Source organism: Thermococcus sp. CX2, from assembly GCF_012027555.1.
Lineage (GTDB): Archaea > Methanobacteriota_B > Thermococci > Thermococcales > Thermococcaceae > Thermococcus.
In genome coordinates, this window is record NZ_SNUQ01000001.1 from 100,114 (window position 1) to 120,252 (window position 20,139).

Sequence of the window (20,139 nt, forward strand, 5' to 3'; positions counted from 1 at the left end):
CTTATACTATCCTACGATAAATATAAAAATACCCTGTTAGATAAATACTCCCTCGGGGACGGCGATGCTTTCTATAAAAGACCTTACACAGAGAATCATTGACTTCAGGGACAAACGTGAATGGAAAAAGTATCACACACCGAAAAACTTGGCTATTTCTCTGGTGATCGAGGTCGGGGAGCTCTTGGAGCACTTCCAGTGGAAGTCTGATGAGGAGATACTCAAAGACACTAAAGTTCCAGAAAAGAGAGAGCAACTTGCTGACGAACTTGCTGATGTGGCTATCTACACGTTTCTCCTTGCCAATGAGTTGGACGTCGACCTCGAGGAGGCGATATTAAGGAAGCTAGAAAAGAACGAGAGAAAATACCCGGTTGAGCTTGTTAGGGGGAAGTATAAGAAATATACGGAGTTGGTGAAAGATGATGGAGACTCAGGAGGTTATTTCAAAACTTCAAGCGGGAGAAATTAAAGAAATTTATATTATCCAAGGAACAAAGGTTCACTGGAGCTGGAGCCTGATAGACTGGAAGTATAACATTAGTGGGAAAACTGACAAAAAAGTAGTGATTTGGGGGTTTACTAAAAAGGGTGATTACAACAGGATAAAGGTAGGAGATATTGTCTTACTAAAGACGAACAAAAATGAAGAGGGATATGTGGGGCAGTATAGTGGGATTTTTATGTTAGGGGTTATAAAAGAAAAATTTGAGGAAGATGATTTGTACTGGCCAGGGGACATGTCAAAGAGGAATAATAAATCCGAATGGGAATACCGTCTGAAAATTGCCCCGATATCAATTGTTCCGGATATCCTCAAAAGGTTGGAGGAGATACCCCCTGACAAGCTTAAGATGTTAAAGCAAGCCTATGTCTCTAGGGATATGAACCGCATGAAAACGATCCTACGCGAACTTAGTGTCCTAGAGAGTCCGGAAGTACTGGAATATAGAGGAATTTCCGGTAGTATCATAAAAGAAGATTATCAAAGGGAAATTGGGGAAATCGTGGACTTCTTGCTCTCACAATCACCTGTAACCATATTGCTCCTCAATAAGGGCCAAATAATACTCTACGGCCCCCCTGGAACCGGAAAAACATGGTTTGCTCTTAATTACATTAAAAGAAATGCAAAGTTGCCTCATAGAATAGGCTTTGTGACTTTCCACAAGTCTTATAGTTATGAGGAATTCATCGAGGGATTTAAGCCAAAATCCTCGGATAAAGGAGAGTTGAGCTATGGAGTAGAGGATGGTATTTTCAAGAGGATGGCCATTTTAGCAATTTGGGAAGGCATAAAAGCTGAATTTGCCCCTAAGGAGTACTCTGAATTAGTTCTTAACAAAATAATAGAGAGGTTTAAAGAAATTCTAAAAACAAGAAAATATACAGATAAAAAAGAAGAGTTAAAATCTAAAATGGAACTGTTCAATAGCATACGAGATAAGAACAGCATAGACAATCTGAGAGAAAAGGATTTCGAGGAAATCCTAAAAGGCTTACTAACGGAGCCTCCTGCTTCGATGTCAAAGATACTGAAAGATAACGACATTAAGAGGATCAGGGACTTACTTAAACAGTTACTCTATGGGGCAGACCCACTTAGTGAAAGGTTTGATGAATTTAACAAAGAGATACGAGGTATTGGTCCTTTCATGATAACTGAGATCATGTGTTTTGTCAATCCACAAGAATATCCGATATATAACGGGAAAGTGAGGTACTCTCTGAATTTCTTAAAAGCACTTGGAATAGACTTGGTTAGGAACATAGAGATCAAGGAAAGAATTAACGGAGAGTACTACGAGGACTTTAGAAGGGTAATGTTCTATTTTAGGAATATTCTAGAGAAACAGGTAGGATCTCAAAACCTTGATTTTATTGATGTCTACTTATTCATGCTTTACATCTATGAGCACAAACCCGAATTGGAAGTTTTAATCTCCCAAGAAGTCGATATGGACGAAGAGAATGTATATCCGATAATAAAGAAAAAAGTCATAGAGATGCTTAAGAAGTGGAAACTTGAGAATAGTCCTGAGGCTAGGAGGAAAAGGAGAGAGCTTTTCAAAAACGCGCCGAAGTTTTACCTTTTAATCGATGAAATAAACCGTGGTAATATCAGCAAGATCTTCGGAGAGCTGATAAGTCTTCTAGAAATGGACAAACGCATTGGGAAAGAGAATGAGTTGATAGTAACATTGCCATATTCGGAAGAACCATTTGGGATACCACCGAACCTATATATCATCGGGACAATGAACACTGCAGACAGGAGTATCGCCCTGCTCGATGTGGCACTGCGGAGGCGCTTCGCGTTCTATGAGTTTGAACCAGATCCCGGCCTCTTGACCAAAGAGAACCTCCTAAAGTTCTGGAAGAACTCTGTTCCAGAGGGGAAGTTTAAAGAGATGCAAGCCTCAATAGAGAGGCTATTCAATGAATTGGGGGACGACGAAGTCCTTAAGGACGCTTTAGAAAGGCTGAACAGCCGCATTGTCGAGTACAAAGACAGGGACCATAGGATTGGGCACACGTATTTCCTGAAAGTCAGAGACCTGGAAGATCTATGGTTTGTCTGGTACCACGAAATAATACCACTGCTCCAAGAGTACTTCTACGACGATGAGGAAACCCTATATAGTGAGATTATACCTGAGTTTACTGAATTGAGACACAAAATCCAAGACAATGCATTTTATGTTAGTGACATATACCAAAATAGGGGGAAGTTCATCAGAGCCTTCCAGACTCTAGCGGGCAGAAAAGACACTACAAGTCAGGAAGGGGAGGGCGAATGAACATCCCACCATTCTTTGAACACGAGAAGATATGTTATCCTCACAAAAAGGATACCTGCAATGGAAAGGTACTTCCAGATGAACGCTTAATCCCTTTGATACGGGAGCTAAACAAAAGGTACTCTAAAAACGAGGATAGGGGAGTTTTTATCCTCTACAAGGACTACTTACAGGCAACAAGCTATGTCGGCTTTGCACTACTAAGGGGTCATCTGATCCAGGTGCTGCCCAAAATCTACAGGAACGAGCTAGAGCCAGATGAGGAGAAAAGGACAGAGGCCACTATAACATTCTTAAAAATGCTGGACATAGCCTATGGGCTCCGAGTCCATAGGCTTAAAGAAAGGGAGCTAATGAAAGTCGCACAGATTGGCGTCCAAAACGGCCTACATGAGGCTTTTATCTACCTATTCGGGAAGACGCTTCTGGATGAAATTAAGAGGGGATACTACCGTGAATACGTTGAAGTCCAAAGTGAAGAGACTTATCTCAGAGGGAAACTCTTGCTCAGCCGACAGATTACGAAACTGCCCCACCAGAGGCACACTTTCAGCGTGGAGTACTACGACTTCACCGAGGATAACCTCCTAAACCAGATATTCTATGCGGCTACGGTAGTAGCGCTAAAAAAGACCCGTCTGCACGTTAACAAGAAACTATTGGGCCAGTTGGCCTCACTATTTGTTGATGTTACTCCAAAAAGGATACTGCGCTCTCATATTGAGAGAGTACACTTCACCCGGCTCAACGAGCGGTTTAAGGTTCCCTTTACCCTCGCAGTCATTGTCCTGTTCGGCCTAGGAGGGATTTCTGGCACAGGCGCACCGTTCGGGTTCTTTGTAGACATGAACACCCTCTTCCAGAGATATATAGAAGAGGCTATCCGACGGGAGTTGTCCCCACAGTATGTGGTCGAGGAGGCAGGGATTGGTGAGCTGATAAAGAACAGTAGCAAAGAGGTAGTGCCTGACGTCGTGATAAAGAGGGACGGCAGAATACGGCTTTTGGTCGAAGTTAAATACAAGAAAATTTTAGAGAAAACGCTAGTTGAAAGCAGGGACGTATACCAGGTCTACGCGTATTCTAGACTGGCTGACACTGACGTCGTCCTCATTTACCCCAAGCGGAGAGACTTTAACGAGAAGTTAACAAAGCAAGAGCTCGAATTTTTCGACGGCCATAGAGTGGTTGTCCTACCATTTGACCTCTCCGAGATCGCTAGCCATAAAGGTGACGTTTTCCTGCCAGAGGAAATAAAAACTAGCTTACATACGCTACTAAACAGAAAGGAGAAACAGAACCAACTGGTCAATGCTCTAAAAGACGAGATCAAGGAGACCATTCAAAAGATTGAAGACAGCATCAGGTCTCTAAGAGAGAAAAACGATGGGGAAATGCCTTCAATTTTGACCAAACACTATGACAAGCTCTTAAAGGAGTACCCTATGCTATGGTCTAAACTATCGGCGAAGGTCGGTTCTCCAGACGAAGGCTATGTGACCCTGGACGGAGCATATGCAATTCTCCGCCTGATAAATACACTGGACTACGTGACAGAACCGGAATCTAAACGTAAGATTTTAGAAGAGATCAAAAAGAGGCTAGAAGCCCTTCTCCGAGTCTTAGAAAACCAGTAGGGTACTTGTGTTATTCCCCTTTGTCCTCAACCTCAATCCCGTTTATCCTCATCATCCTTTTTATCTCCCTCCAAAGGGCTTTGAGGAGAATGACGTCGGTTTCCGTGGCCGCGTTCTCGTAGAGCATCTTCATGTAGAACCTCATGTTGTTGTAGATCTCCGTGTTGATGACCTTCTTGAGGTCGTCCTTTGAGGCCTGCGCGCTCTTCTTGGGGCTGTTGTCTTCCCTCTTGTCGGGGATTGGGACACCTACCGGACCAAAGACCTCCTCGACGTTCTCCATGTTTATCACTCCTCAAACTCTGTCTCAAAGTCGGACTTCTTGAGCAGGCCGCCCCACGTTAAGCCGCTCGCGTCGTCTATGCTGGCGATCTTCCTCTTCCCGCTCCTGTCGTAGAGGTCCATCTTGGTCTTGTTGTAGAGCTTTGCGTTGGGGTTGATCTTCAGCGCTAGGTCGGTAGCCTTTGCCACCTGCCTAGCGAGGTTCATGTATGCAGCCCTCCAGGCGTCGCGGGAGGCCTTCATCTCCTTCCAGAGCTCGACTCTCAGGACGTCCCTCTCAAGCGGCAGGGCGATCTCCTCGCCGATGTGGTTGACTTCGAAGGCGCTGGCGTGGATGAGTATCATCTCCCTGCCGAACCAGACTTGGCTTTCGTGGACTCTAATGAGCTTCTGCGGTGGCTTCTTGCCGAATATCCTTCCGAGGGAGTACCAGATGCTGTCGAGCCAGTCGGGTGGGCGGACCTGGTAGAGTATGACGTACTCGTCGAGGTCCTTGCGCATGGCTATGGGGTAGCCCTTGGGCCTCGGCTCTTTGCCATCGAACCATACGATGACTTTCTGGTCGAGGTTGTAGATTTGGGCGAGCTGCTCGTTGAGCCTCCTCTGCTCTTCGAGCCGCTGGACGACGGCCTTCTGGACTTCATCATAAACGCTCCCTCTCTCGTCCTCCTCGAGTGGGATGACCTCAACTTGGTCGAGGGCCCCGATCTGGACTTTCACCCTCTGCTTCTTCTTTTTCCTCCTAAACCTATCAAACAGCCCCATTTCCATCACCTCACAGGGTTTTGGGAACGCGATACTCAATGCTAAACGTATATTCGCAATCTATCGAGAACTTGCCCTTCCCGCGCCGGGCTTTTCTGATTCTAAACAGCTCCTCGAGGGAGCGAGGTTTCCGGCCGTTGTCAAAGCGCTCGTCAAGTATCTCTTCCAAGAGCTCGGCGTCTTTCTCCGAGGCCAGCCTGCCCACTATGCCGATGTGGGTCGCCCCCCTAACGAGGTCCTTGCTCAGGCCCGAGAGGTATTGGGTGCCAGAAATCAAGGAGATCTCAAGGGAGCGGCCTTCTCGGTATATCTTGTTAATGGCCATCAGGCCGAGCATGTGCCTCGCGAGGTTCTGGATCTCGTCTGCTATGATGATTACTGGAATGTCCCACTTGAGGAGGAACTCATCAGTAACATAGCTCACGAGGTTGTGGAAGATGATGGCTTCTTCTTCCTCGCTCAGGTGCGAGTTCGCGGAGAAGTCGATGACGTTGATCCTGTCCGGTGTGAGCTTCCTGACGAACTCTTCTTTCGGGTCGCTCGTGAAGAGCCTGTCGCTCTTCAGCTTGGTCATGAGGGTCCTCAGGTTGGCGATTGTCCTGTCGCGGGAGTTCTTCAGTACGTCTTCAACGGTCTCACCCGGCCTCGGTGGGTACTCGTTCCTGATGACTTCCCTCAAGAAGCGATCGGGGTCTCTGATTCTCTTCTGGCCCCAATAGATGTCGAGGAGGCGCATGTAGTTGGTCTGAGTGTTCACGTACATGAACTTGATAAGGTCCTTCACCTCGAGGCGGTCGTAGCTGAGCTTCCCCTCGACCACTTGGACGTTCATACCGTTGTCCCTGGCTATGAGGCTTAGGTCCCTCGTGGGCCGGAAGACTATCCTGGTGGAGGGGTAGATCGCCGGCTTGAGCCGGTGTCTCTGGAACTGGTTGTGGTTTGCATCGACCTTGGTCATCATGCCCTCAACGTTGGGCCAGCCGAAGGCGAAGTCTCCAATCTTGCCGAGGAGTGGTCTCCGCCTGTAGTAGTCCTGGAGGTAACTCTCAAGCCAGGGATAGTTTTCCTGGAGGTAGTCGTAGCCGAAGTGGTCGACGATGTAGTTCCTGAACTCTTTGAGCTTCTGGACTTTTGGCTTGTCGTATTTAGCCTCAATGACTATGATGAGGGCCTTTCTGCCGTTCAGGTAGAAGTAGTCGTAGAGCCCCTCGGCAAGGGCCCTCATGATGCTGGTCTTTCCGTAGCCGCTCCTGCCGAGGAATAGGATGTGGTTGGCAAAGCCTGCCTTGTAGGGGAGGAACTGCGGCGCTCTGCTGCCGTCGTCGAGCCTCAAGCCTAGGTAAGGGCCATAGTAGGCTTGGCGTATGTCGTTCATGCCGTATTGGGCCAGCTTTTCCGGACTGACCCTTTTCCGTAGGCGAGCGAGGAAGTCATCGGGAACCCACCAGTTTGAGAGTGTACTTTCCACTATCCCAAACCTCCGTGTCGTTTATTCTTAACAAAAATTAGGCCCCCACTGCACATTTTCTTAGGGAGCCTTAGACGGCTTTATTCTCCCAATGAAGCGTTTTCCTCCGTGTGCAGTTAACACCCCCTTACTGCCCACTCCTCCTCGGAGCGGACATTATAGCGGATACTCCCAACTCCTCTTTTTCCGGTACAGACCGTATCCAATCAGCCCCACAACTGCAAGGCTGAAGATCAGCGCTTTGATGATGACAGAACCGATGAGGCGCTCTTTCTTTGCCTGCTCAATGTAGTCCTGCTCGCTCCCCTGTGCTGTCTCCTTGAGAAGATTCTGAATCATAGTCCTGTACTCTTCGTTCTGCTGGCTTAGAAACTCATTCTCAGCTTTGAGCTGGTTCACTTTGTTTGTCAGGTTCGCAATCTGCGCTTTGAGCTCGCGGTTCTCTTTGGTGAGGTTCGTAATTTGGGTCTGGAGGCTCTGCACGTCGGGCTGGCTTGAGAGCTTCTCTTTCAGCTGTGTGTTCTCGCTCTTGAGCTTCTGAACCTGTCCCTCGAGCTGCTGGACCTGTTCTTTCAGCTTCTCGTTCTCGGCCCTCAGGGCCGTGTTCTCCTGCTGGAGCTGCTCGAGCTCGCTGGAAGAGGTGATGGAAACGGCGAAGAATTCCTCGCTCTGGATGCTGATGATGCCGTAGCCGTTGAACTCCTTGAAGCTGATGCTCAGCCCTTCAAACTCGCCACTCTCACCGGCTTTGAGCAGGCCGAGGAGCTGACCGTTCTTCTCTATTATGAGGGCGAGCTCTTTGGTTACGTTGTCCTGATCCACAGTGAGAACGAGGTCGTTCACGTAGATGTGGGAGCCCACGTCGGCCGTTCCGGTCCAGGTGTAGATGGCCCCAACGAGCCCGCTTAGTCCTATATATACTAGTATGATAAACGGGATTGTGAACTTCTTCATCTCGCTCACCTCAGTCCAGAAGGCCTTTCATCTTCACCGTGCCTGTCTTTCTGTTCACGTAGGCGAAGCCCGCAAAAATCTCGGTCGAGCCCTTGTGGATGTAGACTTCGAAGACCCAATACAGGTTGTTGTTCTCCTCCTTTTCCGCGAGACTCTCTTTTTTCGGCTCGATTTTCATGTCGTACTGTTTCAGCTTCTGGTTGTAGTCGGCGAGGTAATTTCTCACAATCTCGTACGCCTGCTCGGCGGTGATTGGATAGTCTTCGACGTAAGCGCCCTGGAAGATTGTCAAATGTCCGTCAGCCCACCTCACCGTGGCGTTGGTGAAGATGTAGCCCTCTGTTGGATAGCCGAGCTCATACAGTCTTTCTTTCAGCGGGTCGTGCTCGACGAACGTCGAATAGCTGAAATGGAGCAAAAAAATTAGGCTAACCACTGCGAACAGGCGTAATATCACTTTTGAAAAAGATGGAGAGGCGCGGTAGGTGGGCATCATTTCAGCCCACCTCAGCTCGAGCTCTGCTCAGGAACTACAACTGGCCAGGTCGCGCTCGCGTTGACCTGGATGATGAGCGGAGCCGTCTCGTTGTAGAGGGTCGCTATGTTGCCGCTCAGGTCCTCGACCTTGAAGTAGAACGCGTAGTAGTTGCCCTCGGTGAGGTTGGCTATGGTGATTGGCAGGGTGGTTGCTTCGACTGGAGTGAAGGCGGTAGTGTTGCTCACGGTGTTGGAAGTGCCGAGGTCGGCCCAATAGACGTAGTACTTGGCTATCTGGTCGTTGTCAGTGGCATCGAAGCTGATTGCGAAGGTCAGGGTCGTGCTGTTGTAGTCAATGCTGATGCTGTTGATGGTCGGCGCGGTGGTGTCGGTGACGGTTATGCTCTGCACCTCGCTCTCGAGGACCTTATCGCCGTCGTAAGTGACCTTGACCTTGTAGTAGACGAGGTCGCCGAACTTTGACGGAATCTCGGCCTTGTAGGTGCCGTTCTCGGCGGTGGCGTTCAGGGCGGTGTAGGTGGCGTTGTTCGGGTCGGCGACGTTGAGCGCGTAGAGGACCTCGACGCTGCTGATGTTGAAGTGCTCGGCGTTGGTCAGGCTGAAAGTCACGAACACGTGGCCGGTTGCCTGGTCAACAGCCGCCGAAAGGTCGGCTATGGCGAGCTGGTAGGTTTCAGTGGTGCTGGTGTTGTCGCCGCTAAGGGTGTTGCTCAGGTCAATGAAGCCGCCGCTGCCGAAGCCGCCGTTGTAGGCCCACCAGGCTATGGCCGCGAAGAGCACTATCAGGCCGATTGTTATCCACCTTTTCTCCTTCTTTCTCATTCTTCAAACACCTCCGAGTGCGCTTTCGATGAGGGAAGGAACTTCCTTCAGGAAAGAAAAGAAAGTGTCAACTAGCCCGAATGACTTGAGGAGTGCCAGACCGCCGAGAGCGTAGAATATCAGCGCTACCTTGCCCCTGACCAGCGCACCGATGAGGAACAGTATGAGGGCCAGAGCGATGTACGGGTGGCTTCCTGCGAGGCTTTGGAGCTGGTTGATTGCATCGTTCACATCCATCAGCGCCCACCTCCGCGGAGGGCAAGAGCTCCAAGGATGGCCGCAACGCTGAACGAAACGACGCCCTTCACAAGCTCGTAGGCGGTCGCTTCAGGGTCTGAAGTCATTGCGAGCATGATGATGCTGCCGATGACGAGGAAGCTGGCCGCGTCCCACAGGCCCCAACTGTCCATGTCGGCGATCCTGTAGACTGAAAGCCCGATGAGGGCCGAGGGGATGTAGAGGGCCCAAAATCCTGAAAGCCCAAGGAGCTGGCCTACTGCGATGATGGTGTCCTGCCAGTGGAAAACACAGAGGATGAAGGCGATGAGAGCTGCTGCAACCCTGCCGAGCATTGTGGGCCACCTCAGAGTGCTGGAATCAGGGTTCTCACGAGCATGCTCAAGTCAAAGCCCCACATCTGCGGGACCAGGACGAGGTACTGTCCCTTTGTAGCGATGGTTGCTCCAATCCAGGTCCAAAGTAGAAGCTCGTCGTCGCCCGTTTCGGGCGCGAAGATGTAGAGGCTGATGAGCCCTGCGACGAAGATGTTTTCCGGCCCTATCGTGCCGATGTTCATCGTTATCGTGCCCGTCAGCGCCCAAATGACGACAAACATTCCAAGGGCCGCGAAAAGCAGGCTGGTGAGTATAGCTCCTGCACGGCTCTTCTTTGCTCCAAACGTAGCGTAGAGCTTGTTATAGTAGTCGTTCTTGTCAGCAACCTTATCGAAGATCTCTATCAGGGCAACGAAGGCTAGGGGCACACTGGCCAGTGCAACGTTTATCTGTGCTACTGTAACGCTCTTCTCTGCCCCATACCAGAGCAGGGCCCCAAGAAAGGCCGAGGCGAGGGCCGTCTTGAGGCCCCACTGCCCGAGCTTCAAACCTTTTGTATCTCCCATCTTTCACCACCTCAGAGGTATATTCCGAACATCGGGCCAACCAGGAATACGAAGGCAAGGCCGGCCGCGATGAGTGCTCCAACCGTTCCAAACAGCTTCTTGGCGAGGTAGATTCCCGCAATGGCGATGACTATCTTGAGAACAAACCAGAGCACACTCTTCCAGTCGCTCAGGTCTGGCAAGAAGGTGCTAAGTCCACCTTTATACTCATCAACGAGCTCCTCGAGGCTCTTGGCGTTGCTCTCGAGGGCCTTGGCCTGCTCGGTCTGCCCGTAATAGGCCTCCTGTGCCGCCTGGAGGTAGTAGTCACCTATCGCTTCCTCTTCCTTGACGATCTCAGCATAGCGGAGGAGTGTGCTGGTGTCGTCGACGTCCTTCGGCTTCTCGGCGTACTTGATAGCCTCGTTGTAATGGTCGATGGCCTTCTGCGCGTAGTTGACGACGTCTTCTTTGTTCTCAGCTTCGCCTTTCGCCTTCCAGACTTCTGCGGTGTGGATCTTGGTCTTGAGTGAGTCTATCATAGCCTGCGCCATGCTGGTGAGCTTTTCAGCCTCGGCTGCGGTGATGACGTTGTCTCCGACAATGTCGCCGATTTCGGTGATGTACTCGTCCATAACGACGTCTCTGGTCGGGTCAACGGTCGCGATGGCCGGCTCGACGAGTATCCAGACTGGAATTGTGGTGTTGTCATCTCTCACCACATCGGCTAGAACTCCGAGGAAGACGCGGTAGGCGACGGTTTCGCTGTCGGCGTGGTATGTGACTGATGCCTGCAAGATCTTTCCGACTTGTGAAATATCGCCGAGCGAGGTCATTCCCTCGAGTGGGACAGCTGCGGCAAGCTCCCAATTTCCGTTCTTGAGCACGCGGTAGACGACGATTCTTGCATCATCGATTATCTGTGGGTTCAGTGGGTTAAAGTAGCCAGGATTGCCACGAACGATGAACTTATACGTACTGGTGGCGTTCAGAATGTGGAGTGGGTTCGCGTAAACTACTGGAACGAGATTTGAGCTTGAACCGGCGACGGTGACCAAGTACCTGGTGTACTCACTAGCTTCGGGAGCATCCTTGAAGTGGATCGGAAGCGTACCTTTGAAGCCTGAAAGCGGGTAGGTTCCACCACCAATGTGGCGGTAGGCGCTTAGAGAGCTCCAAGTCGCGTCTATGTTCTCGGTGTGGTCAAAGATCCACTCGCCACCGGCTCCGAGATAGTATATCTCACGATAGCCTTGGACTTCGACGATAATCTCAAACTCGTTGGGCTTGGATCCAAAGAGCCGCTGAATGTCCTCTTCGGTAGCTTGGCCAGAGAGTACTTTCTGAACGAGCGCGATGTTTGGGTCGTAGCCCTTGAGGATTGTATCAAAAGTCCAGACTGTTCCTTCTTCCCCACAGAGGTAGCCAGGCTGGTAGCTCCAGGTTCTCGTCCAAAAGATATCGCCAGTCGTGGTGTCCTTGGCATAGATTTTGACGTTTGTGATACAGATCGGGTCTTTCACCTGCGTGTTTCCGCGGGGGCTCAGCTGGAACTCAATCGGGAAGGCCGAAAAGCCGTAGATGCTCTCAGGCCCCTTGAGGTGAACGTTGGCGAACTCGCCAGAATCTCCACCTTCCTGGTAGTCATAATCTATGATGTCGCTCTTCAGCTTGGCAAGCAGGATTTGCATGTCCTGATACGCAACTTGATCAGCCTGCTCTGTCAGATTCTGAGCAAGAGCGTTGAGCATTGGTAGGTTGTTCTCAAATTCTTCCTTCGTCACGTTCTTTGTCGTCTGGAAGTTGACAGAGGGCACCCCTCCATTGTCAGGAATTCCAAAGAGTGTTTTTGCTAAATCCGGAATGTACGATCCTACTTCGTCTTTGATACTCTGTTCAATATGAGCGCCTGCAATATATCCTACCAGCGCTCCAATTCCGGCACCTACCAAGGCACCAACGGGGCCACCGACCATTGCACCTATTGAGGCTCCGACTTTTGCTCCAGCCAGAGCGCCTACTGCACCGCCGAGGACATTTGATTTCAGCTCATTCCACCAACCCCACTGCGGCGTTGGAAACGAAAACGCTGCTACCGGCTCTGCAATGATGCCAGCAAGGAGTATCATGAGTATGAGGGCTCCAGCCAAGCGATTTCTCCGCTCCCGCCTGTGTGACTTCTTTTTCTCCTCCTCTTCCTCATCCTCGCGCTTCTTGAAAAATCTAGAAAAGAAGGGCTTCATTACCTCACCTCCTTCTCAGTGCCCAAACCCCAAGACCCACGACGAGAAGCCCTCCGGCAATCCAGAGCCAGGTGCTTCCACTGCTACCGCCGCCGAAGAGCGTGAATCCTCCAGAATCTCCGATGCTTACGGCAACCTTATCGCTGAAGACGACTGCATCACCCTGGAGAACCTGCACCTGGAGCTCGTAGGCGTCGTAAGTCAGGTCTTCCGGCACGGCGAAGGCTATTGAAACGTCCTTTTCAGTCAATGGAGCAACGCTGATGCTCTGGTTTATCTCGACCGGCAAGAAGCCGCCACTCACTTTGATGGTGTAGTACTGCACGCTGGAGCTCGGGTTCTTGAAGTGGAGCGTGATGACTCCCTCGCCGCCCTCGGAGACGGTAAAGGTCTTGGTAACGAGGGTAATGGCAGGGTTCACGGTGATGTCATAGACTGCCGTCTGGCCGTTCCAGGTGAGTTCGAGCGTGTAGGAGCCCTCAGCTGGAACATTGATCTGGAAGGTGTGCGCCTCGTAGGGCGAGAAGGCGTAGCTGTCAGACCAGACCTCGTTGCCCTGGCTGTCCTTGAGAACCGCGGTGATTAGGTAGCTCTGCCCACTGCTTTCCGAGATGCGAAGCTCGTTCGTGCCCACCTGCCACTCGCTTGGCATCTGGACGCTGAACGGGAGCGGCTCGACAGTGTAGGTGACGGTCTTCGTCGTCGTGTAGGTCTTGCTCATAATGGCGTCGTTCGAGGTGAGGGTGAGAGTGAAACCGTGAGTGCCGACCGCTCCGGCCTTGAACTTGATGCTGACCTGGACGGGCGAGGAGATGTCGCCGAGGTAATACTTCCCGTTCTCAGGACTGACGAGAGAGCCGGCTTTTCTGACTTCTATGATGTCAGAGAGGCCGCTTAATGAGAGGTAAGTGTTGTAGGTCGCGGAAGTATCAATCGGACTCAGGGTGAAGGTGAGCTCGTAAATCGTGTTCTCGGGAATCGTGATGTCAGTGGGGAAGTTCTCAAAGCGGAAGGCCGCACTGGAGGGGTAGAGTTCGACTGAAACGATCATGTCATCCTGGACATCAATGGTTTTGGTGACGCTCCAGTAACCCGTTTTCTCGAAGGTCAGCGTGTGATTGCCAACTATCAGCGCGAGTGTGTTACTGTCATTAAAAGTGCCCAAAACAGAGTTGCCTTCTTTCACAGTCACTCCTGAAAGGCTCTGACCCGTCAAAGCATCCTTGAAGTGAAAAGTCACCAGATAGGGCTTAGAAAGTTCGTAACTCTGTACCCCTTCCGGCTGGTCTGAAGTATAGACCACCATAACACAAATACCGCTGTATGGATAATTTCCATCGACCGTCACAGCATAATCTCCAGCCCCAATGAATAGACCAGACTCTCTGTAGATATGGCTACTCGTTTCAGGAGTCTTATATGCCGCATACCACAACTGTATGCCGTCCTTCTCGATCTTGCCCCACGGCTGAACTGTGCCATCGTCACCGTCTGACCATGAGTTAAAGAAGATAAAGTCTAATGTGTGAACTGTGCCAGTCGTGGGATACCCATGATCATTAGTTCCATCATCAAAGAACTTGATATTAACATAATTACCCTGAACCTCCATGTCAGTATAAAGTCCTTGATGAGTTATCGCCAAACCTTTTTGACCCATCAGGACTGAGGATATCTGATTTTTGAGGCTCTCAAGCATTGTTGTTGTCTCTGTGTCAGTTACAAAAAGTCCATATTCGTAGTCAGAGTAGATAATAACGCTCGTCTCTGTGAAATCAGCGTAGTATCTCACTGTAAAGCTTGTGCCTCCAATCGTTACTGTCTTTTCTTTCAATTTCAAAGTATCAGCATCCTCAACTGTTGCACCTGTCGCATTTGCAACATCTTGAATGTATTGAAGAGGGCTGTCACTCCAGGACATAATGTAAAAGAAACCATGATAGTCGCTGAGTCCTGCACTAACCGTATCCGTTACTACAATCAAAGTGCTGAAAAACACCAACAGAGCGAGCAGAACTCCGACTCTTTTCACTTCACCCACCTCCTTGAGTGCTCCCGCGCCCACCACCAGGCCGAGAGCGCGTCATACGCGAGATATGCCAGGACAAGGCCGAACGCAGCCGCGATGGCCAGGCGCGGAATGAGCAGAACGTCCATCGCTCAGCCTCCCACCGAGTAGTCCACGATGATAGCGCCGACCAGAGAAGCCAGAACCGCAGTTTTCTCGTTCAGATCCATTAGAACCTCCAGAACAGCGCTGCCGTTTTGCTGAATCAACGCCGCGAGGAAGGCCACGAGCATCATGTCATAGAGAAGGACCCTCCAGCCCGAAGTGAGCGGCTCGATGAGGGCGACTGCCTTTGAGCCCTTGTTCGTCAGCGCCCAATGAACCAGAAGGCCACCAATGGCGCCGATTGCCAGGCTCTCCTTCGTCATCATGGGCCAGGCGAACTTCAGCCACATGGCGACGACGATGATGAAGAGAATCAGTTGAGCGAGGCTGCGCGGCTTCATACTGCTGTCACCCTCCGTGCTTTTTTGAGCCGGGCTAGCTCCATGACCTTCTGCTGTTTCAGTCTCGAAATCCTCGCGAGTTCACGCTGTGCCGCGTCAATCTGCCTGCGAAGCTTCTCCATGTACCTGTCATAGAACTCAATCTCCCGAGCAATACCCTCCAGCGTGTCCATACTACCGCCTCCGGAAGCGATTACCGGGCCTCATCGCCCTCCTCCCATCTCATCGGTGCCCTCGGAGTTCGGGCTCGGCCTCCTGTGAACCTGATTAGAGAACTGATTTGAGCGGAGGAAGGCCCAAGGTAACCTAAAATAGAGAGTACGGCGAGGATATTTAAGAATATTAGAAAAGCGCTAAGGAATGCTTAGCTAAAGATTAAATAAAAAATGCAGAATTTATCCGATGATTTTCTTGTAGAGCTCTCTAATTGCCATCCTAACTACTGCTGACTGGTTGTTCACTCCCGTCTCCTTTGCGAGCTTCTTGATCATCCTATGCGTCTCCTTATCGATGCTAACAGACCAGACAAAAGCACCAGAATCATTCAACTTAGGACGGGCCATCCTCCGCTCACCTCCTCTCCAACACCTTCTTCAACTCATCCACAACCGCAGAATACCACTCATCTGCGAGGAGAGTCTTATTCAGGTAGTGTCGCGCTCCAATGGTCTCAGCCTCACGGCCCTGGATGAAATCGGCAATGTCGGCTGGAACTCCTTGCCTTATGAGGAAGGTATAGTGCCATTTCCTGATGGTGCTAGCAGAAACGCGGCCATAACGAACCCATTTCCATGCTGTTGTCTCTTTTGTGCGGATTCTTTTGAGCTCATTTGCCAGCTCCGCGGGCATGTATGCCCAAAAGCCCTTTTTCTTGCCCCTTGAAAGCTCCTTGAGAGGATATCTGGCTATTCCTTCCAGAGGAAACTGCAGTTTTGAAGGCTCAAACGTCTCTAGCAGGCGAATTAGTTGAGCAAGCCGAATGCCAGAGAAGACCATTAGCTTGAAAAGAAGCTGCGCTTCCTCCCTCCTCTGTTGAACATGCTTCCATGCTTCTCTGATTTCGTTATCAGCGAGATACTCCTCGCGAACACCGCTGCGCTTTGCTTTAGCTGCCTCCTGAAGCATTTTTGAGAAGTCTTCATTGATGATTTCTCGCTCTGCGAGGAATTTTAGAAAGTTCTTCAGCCCATAGACGTACCGCTTTTTGTTCTCAAGTGCGTCAATAGTCTTTTTGATGCTCTTCTTATCGAAGCTCACGTTATACTTCTTGAACATCGTCTCCAGCGCGTTATAATAGTCCTTCACTGTGCGCTCTCTGCCTATTTTAAGTGAAAGCCATTCCCGGAAAGCCTTTTTCTCATGGCTCCAAACTTCATTTAGCGTTTTAAACCCGATGACAAGCTCGTAATCCGCAGGTCGCGGGTTCAAATCCCGCTCCCGGCTCCACAACCATCCTTCCCACTTCTCAGGCCATTCCTCAATTGAAAGCCTCATCAAAACGGCATCCTCAATGAAACGGCTCCTGTTATTTGAAGGCTTTATTGCTCACCACAGAATAATCCCTGATCTTACCAAAAGCTGAACCTTGGTGGGCCCATCGGCTGAATCAGACATTATGACTAGGTACATGGAACCGTTCTTCGGGAATCTCCAGGTCCTTTCCAGACTGTACGTGTTATCTACCTTAAAGAAGCAGAGGGCACCCCTCCCGGATTCTAACATGCTGAGGCCGGTGTCGTCTGTGATACATACTGTCACAGGATTATCGGAGGTTATTGAGAAATAAACCATACTCCACTCGTAACCCTGGATTTCATACACGTAATAATCCCCGGACGGTATTACTACCTCCTCCTGGAGCTGGTATGAAACTCCAAGGATGCTGACTGAGAGCAAGACAATAACAACTACCATAAGCGCGAATCCAAAGGCTTCTAAGCGCCTCAAGTTTAATGGTCCAAGAATTACATGCTTCACGGTACCTCCCCATTGCTATTACGTTCCGTCCTATTTAAAGGTTGTTACGTTGAGTTTGACTTTTTTCCATCTTTATTACGTATATACCCACAACCTGTAGTTTTTATATTCCATTGGACAAAATCCAATATATGGAGGGCATACTCTTTCTCGATTTGAGCTGCTGCCGCTTGGGAACAGCAATCGCCGCACCCTCCTGAGGATTTATAACCCCAAAAGAGAAATGGAGAAACATGGAGCAGGAATCCCTCGGGACACTCCTCGCAATGATTGGAATGCTCATTTACGGCCTCGAACCAGTGGTAATAAAATCAAACCCCTCGAACCCGGTTAGCTTTGCCACGTTCTCTGCTCTTACAGCGTCTTTAATTCTGTGGGGAAGCCTCCTCTGGAGCGGAAGATGGCGGGAGATTAAGGATAACCGGAAGGGGCTGAAGGGTGCCTTTTTTATAGGGCTTTTTGGAACGGCACTAGCTTATTTGGCCTATTCCTATGGAGTGCGGCTGAGCACCGCCATAAACGCTTCCCTTATTACCAGGAGTGAAGTTCTTTTCTCGTTCTTCCTTTCGTGGGTTTTCCTTGGAGAACGAATAACCAGAAATCTTGTCTCATATTCTGCGGTTATCCTAGCCGGCTTGGTTCTTGTAATCACCCAGGGCGGTTCCATGGAGCTTCATTTTGGGGATTTCCTTCTCCTGCTGGTTCCCCTTTTCTGGCAACTTGGTCATGTTATATCTAAAAAGCTTTCATACAGCCCCATAACTATAGCAGCCCTCAGGAATACGTTTGGTTTCTTAATCCTGCTTCCCTTCGCGGTTGCGACGGGTCTTGAGCTCTCAAAGTTCGTCCTTGCTGAGGGCTTGATAATAGCTCTCGGCCAGATTGTCTGGTACAAGGCGATAAAGCTCATCAACCTCTCTAAGGCGACGGCTATAATAACTCCAGCCCCTGCGGTCGCGATAGGAATCGGTGTGTTCTTGGGGGAGAGCTTTACTCCCTACCACGCCCTCGGCTTCCTCCTGATAACCCTCGGAACCCTTGGGGCGGTTAGGGTAAAGAGCGAGCTCAGAACTTGAGCAGTGCCCAGAGGAAGCGGAAAACATCCTCGAGGCGGAAGTGGCCTGTTTCGACGCCGTATATCATGCTCACGGGCACTTCTTTAATCCTCGCCCCGGCCTTGGCGGCCTTTATCAGCACCTCCGTCTCGACCTCATAGCGGTCGCTTTCGATTTCTGGGACGAACTCCCTCCGTATCGCCCTAAAGCCGCTCTGGGTGTCGTAAACGTACTGTCTGAGCTTTAGGCGTATAAGCCTGGTGGTGATTATGTTGCTCAGTCTCCTGTGGAGCGGTCTCTTTCCCTGAACCTCGAATTTCCTTGCACCGATGACAAAATCCGCCCCATCGTTGACTATCGGTTCAACGAGCTTCACGATTTCCTCTGGCCTGTGTTGGCCGTCCGCGTCCATGAAGACAATTACATCTCCGCTCGCGTGATTGACACCTTCCCTCATTGCGCAGCCTTTGCCGCAGTTCTTCTCCAGCCGGAAGGCCTTCACTCTGGAGTCAGTCTTGGAGTATTCCCCGGCAACTCCGTAGGTGTTGTCCCCGCTACCGTCGTCCACCACTATGATCTCGTCAACGAACTCCGGAATTTTGCTGAGAACGTTTAGTATCCTCTTTTCCTCGTTGTATGCTGGGATTATCACCGTTATCCTCTTGCCTTCCAGCATTCAATCATCCTCGCTTAACCTTTCGAGGACCTTCCTGGCTTTTCTCTTGAATTCCTCCTTATCGAGAAACTCCCAGTAGTGCTCCTTTGCAGGGAAAGAGCCGTTCTTGACCTCTTCACGGTAGTTCTCGAGGGCGAGGCGAATCATCCCACCTATGTCAGCGTACTTCTTGACGAAGGGTGGGACGTTCTCGTAAATTCCAAGGAGGTCGTGCCAGACCAGAACCTGTCCGTCCACGTATGGCCCGGCCCCGATGCCGATGGTCGGAATGGAAACCTCCTCGGTTACAAGCTTGGCAACATCAGCAAGCGTGAACTCCAGAACGACAGCAAATGCCCCGGCTTTTTCAAGGGCCTTGGCATCGCGCAGGATTTCCTCGATCTCCTCCTCGGTTTCGCCCATCAGGCGATAGCCTCCCAATCTGAGGTAGCGCTGTGGAGTTAAGCCGGTGTGCCCCATAACTGGAATCCCCATGCGGACGAGCCTCTTAACGAGCTTTTTATGATCATAGCCGCCCTCTATCTTGACGGCATCTGCACCGGCCTGAATCAGCCTGATGGCATTCCTGATGCCTTCTTCAACGTCAACCTCGTAGCTCCCGAAGGGCATATCGGCCAGAACGAGCGCCCGCTTGACGGCTTTGGCAACGGCCCTCGTGTGGAGAACCATCTGATCCATAGAAACGACCAGTGTGCTTGGTTCGCCGTAAACGACCATGCCGAGAGAATCGCCGATGAATACGATGTCCATTCCCGCCCTGTCTGCTATGAACGCGGAAGGATAATCGTAAGCGGTGACCATGGCGATTTTCTCTTTGCCTTTCATCTCCATAATCGTCCTTGGAGTTATCTCTCTCATGCTCTCACCCTTAGCCTAATAAACCCCCCATCCCTATAAGTCTTCTGGAGGTGATAAGATGCGCGAGTGGGAGCACTACGAGCACACCGCGGACATTGGAATCCGCGGGTACGGTGAGACCCTTGAGGAGGCCTTTGAAGCTGTCGCGTTGGCGCTCTTCGATGTCATGGTTGATGTTAGGAAGGTCGAGCCGAAAGAAGTGAGAGAAATCGAGGTGAAGGCCGAGGACTTGGAGGCTCTACTCTACATGTTCCTCGAGGAGCTTTTGGTGCTTCACGAGATGGACGGCCTCGTCTTTGGGGACTTCAAGGTCAAAATCGAGAAGACAGAGGGGGGCTACAGGCTCAGGGCCAGGGCCTATGGTGAGCCCCTTGATTACGTGAAGCACGAGCCCAAGGAGGAAGTTAAGGCCATAACCTACCACGACATGAGGATTGAAAAACTGTCAGACGGGAGATGGATGGTCCAGCTCGTGCCCGATTTATGAGGT

Annotated in this window: 24 protein-coding genes; 5 read left to right on the forward strand and 19 right to left on the reverse strand. The window is 50.6% G+C overall.

Features of this window, described 5'->3' with window-relative positions:
• Window positions 1-64: 64 nt before the first annotated feature.
• The 3 genes from E3E23_RS00600 to E3E23_RS00615 are packed head-to-tail and all read left to right on the forward strand — an operon-like array spanning window position 65 to window position 4,438.
• Window positions 65-472: a nucleotide pyrophosphohydrolase gene (locus E3E23_RS00600; RefSeq protein ID WP_206205584.1), complete on the forward strand. Its 408-nt coding sequence runs from the start codon at window positions 65-67 to the stop codon at window positions 470-472.
• Window positions 426-2,801, forward strand: coding sequence for an AAA family ATPase (locus tag E3E23_RS09970; RefSeq protein WP_206205585.1), 2,376 nt, complete (start codon window positions 426-428; stop codon window positions 2,799-2,801). The genes E3E23_RS00600 and E3E23_RS09970 overlap by 47 nt, the downstream gene beginning before the upstream one ends.
• A complete protein-coding gene (locus E3E23_RS00615; protein WP_167905633.1) occupies window positions 2,798-4,438 on the forward strand; it encodes an McrC family protein in 1,641 nt (546 codons plus the stop codon). Before E3E23_RS09970 ends, E3E23_RS00615 begins: the two co-directional genes overlap by 4 nt.
• Window positions 4,439-4,448: 10 nt before the next feature.
• Here E3E23_RS00615 and E3E23_RS00620 read toward each other — a convergent pair whose 3' ends face one another.
• The 17 genes from E3E23_RS00620 to E3E23_RS00695 form a co-directional block, all read right to left on the reverse strand.
• A complete protein-coding gene (locus E3E23_RS00620; RefSeq protein WP_167905635.1) occupies window positions 4,449-4,721 on the reverse strand; it encodes a hypothetical protein in 273 nt (90 codons plus the stop codon).
• Between the two features lie 5 nt (window positions 4,722-4,726).
• The gene (locus E3E23_RS00625; RefSeq protein ID WP_167905637.1) at window positions 4,727-5,491 is read right to left on the reverse strand and encodes a hypothetical protein; all 765 of its coding nucleotides are present in this window, start codon (window positions 5,489-5,491) and stop codon (window positions 4,727-4,729) included.
• A gap of 4 nt (window positions 5,492-5,495) precedes the next feature.
• Complete coding sequence (locus E3E23_RS00630) at window positions 5,496-6,953, reverse strand: ATP-binding protein (protein ID WP_167905639.1); 1,458 nt, start codon at window positions 6,951-6,953, stop codon at window positions 5,496-5,498.
• Between the two features lie 156 nt (window positions 6,954-7,109).
• Complete coding sequence (locus E3E23_RS00635; protein WP_167905641.1) at window positions 7,110-7,907, reverse strand: hypothetical protein; 798 nt, start codon at window positions 7,905-7,907, stop codon at window positions 7,110-7,112.
• 10 nt (window positions 7,908-7,917) lie between these two features.
• Entirely contained in the window at window positions 7,918-8,343 is a 426-nt protein-coding gene (locus tag E3E23_RS00640) for a hypothetical protein (protein ID WP_371807507.1), read from the reverse strand.
• A 71-nt stretch (window positions 8,344-8,414) separates the two neighbouring features.
• A complete protein-coding gene (locus E3E23_RS00645; protein ID WP_167905643.1) occupies window positions 8,415-9,227 on the reverse strand; it encodes a hypothetical protein in 813 nt (270 codons plus the stop codon).
• A 3-nt stretch (window positions 9,228-9,230) separates the two neighbouring features.
• On the reverse strand, window positions 9,231-9,464 hold the full coding sequence (locus tag E3E23_RS00650; RefSeq protein ID WP_167905645.1) for a t26-9p: 234 nt from the start codon (window positions 9,462-9,464) through the stop codon (window positions 9,231-9,233).
• Window positions 9,464-9,799, reverse strand: a complete 336-nt coding sequence (locus tag E3E23_RS00655) for a hypothetical protein (RefSeq protein ID WP_167905647.1) — start codon at window positions 9,797-9,799, stop codon at window positions 9,464-9,466. The genes E3E23_RS00650 and E3E23_RS00655 overlap by 1 nt, the downstream gene beginning before the upstream one ends.
• 11 nt (window positions 9,800-9,810) lie before the next feature.
• Complete coding sequence (locus E3E23_RS00660) at window positions 9,811-10,347, reverse strand: hypothetical protein (RefSeq protein ID WP_167905649.1); 537 nt, start codon at window positions 10,345-10,347, stop codon at window positions 9,811-9,813.
• Between the two features lie 11 nt (window positions 10,348-10,358).
• Window positions 10,359-12,569 (reverse strand): glycine zipper domain-containing protein, encoded by a 2,211-nt coding sequence (locus E3E23_RS00665; RefSeq protein WP_167905651.1) that lies wholly within the window; start codon window positions 12,567-12,569, stop codon window positions 10,359-10,361.
• Between the two features lie 4 nt (window positions 12,570-12,573).
• Window positions 12,574-14,409 carry a carboxypeptidase-like regulatory domain-containing protein gene (locus tag E3E23_RS00670; protein ID WP_240920706.1) on the reverse strand — a complete coding sequence of 612 codons (1,836 nt, stop codon included), beginning with the start codon at window positions 14,407-14,409 and terminating at the stop codon, window positions 12,574-12,576.
• Between the two features lie 188 nt (window positions 14,410-14,597).
• A complete protein-coding gene (locus E3E23_RS10040) occupies window positions 14,598-14,726 on the reverse strand; it encodes a hypothetical protein (RefSeq protein ID WP_255452934.1) in 129 nt (42 codons plus the stop codon).
• A 3-nt stretch (window positions 14,727-14,729) separates the two neighbouring features.
• The gene (locus tag E3E23_RS00675; RefSeq protein WP_167905653.1) at window positions 14,730-15,083 is read right to left on the reverse strand and encodes a hypothetical protein; all 354 of its coding nucleotides are present in this window, start codon (window positions 15,081-15,083) and stop codon (window positions 14,730-14,732) included.
• Window positions 15,080-15,256 carry a hypothetical protein gene (locus E3E23_RS00680; protein ID WP_167905655.1) on the reverse strand — a complete coding sequence of 59 codons (177 nt, stop codon included), beginning with the start codon at window positions 15,254-15,256 and terminating at the stop codon, window positions 15,080-15,082. Before E3E23_RS00680 ends, E3E23_RS00675 begins: the two co-directional genes overlap by 4 nt.
• 222 nt (window positions 15,257-15,478) lie before the next feature.
• On the reverse strand, window positions 15,479-15,646 hold the full coding sequence (locus E3E23_RS10045; protein WP_167905657.1) for a ribbon-helix-helix protein, CopG family: 168 nt from the start codon (window positions 15,644-15,646) through the stop codon (window positions 15,479-15,481).
• Window positions 15,647-15,653: 7 nt separating this feature from the next.
• Complete coding sequence (locus E3E23_RS00690; RefSeq protein WP_167905659.1) at window positions 15,654-16,577, reverse strand: integrase; 924 nt, start codon at window positions 16,575-16,577, stop codon at window positions 15,654-15,656.
• Window positions 16,578-16,628: 51 nt separating this feature from the next.
• On the reverse strand, window positions 16,629-17,060 hold the full coding sequence (locus E3E23_RS00695) for a hypothetical protein (protein WP_167905661.1): 432 nt from the start codon (window positions 17,058-17,060) through the stop codon (window positions 16,629-16,631).
• A gap of 233 nt (window positions 17,061-17,293) precedes the next feature.
• Here E3E23_RS00695 and E3E23_RS00700 point away from each other — a divergent pair, with 233 nt between their 5' ends.
• Window positions 17,294-18,136 (forward strand): DMT family transporter, encoded by an 843-nt coding sequence (locus tag E3E23_RS00700; RefSeq protein WP_167905663.1) that lies wholly within the window; start codon window positions 17,294-17,296, stop codon window positions 18,134-18,136.
• Here the strand turns inward: E3E23_RS00700 and E3E23_RS00705 are convergent.
• Window positions 18,126-18,791, reverse strand: a complete 666-nt coding sequence (locus E3E23_RS00705) for a glycosyltransferase family 2 protein (RefSeq protein WP_167905665.1) — start codon at window positions 18,789-18,791, stop codon at window positions 18,126-18,128. The genes E3E23_RS00700 and E3E23_RS00705 overlap by 11 nt on opposite strands.
• Window positions 18,792-19,649 (reverse strand): 3-methyl-2-oxobutanoate hydroxymethyltransferase, encoded by an 858-nt coding sequence (gene panB, locus E3E23_RS00710; protein ID WP_167905667.1) that lies wholly within the window; start codon window positions 19,647-19,649, stop codon window positions 18,792-18,794.
• A 58-nt stretch (window positions 19,650-19,707) separates the two neighbouring features.
• On the opposite strand from panB, the gene E3E23_RS00715 reads away from it, so the two are divergent.
• Window positions 19,708-20,136 carry an archease gene (locus E3E23_RS00715; RefSeq protein ID WP_167905669.1) on the forward strand — a complete coding sequence of 143 codons (429 nt, stop codon included), beginning with the start codon at window positions 19,708-19,710 and terminating at the stop codon, window positions 20,134-20,136.
• Window positions 20,137-20,139 lie beyond the last annotated feature (3 nt).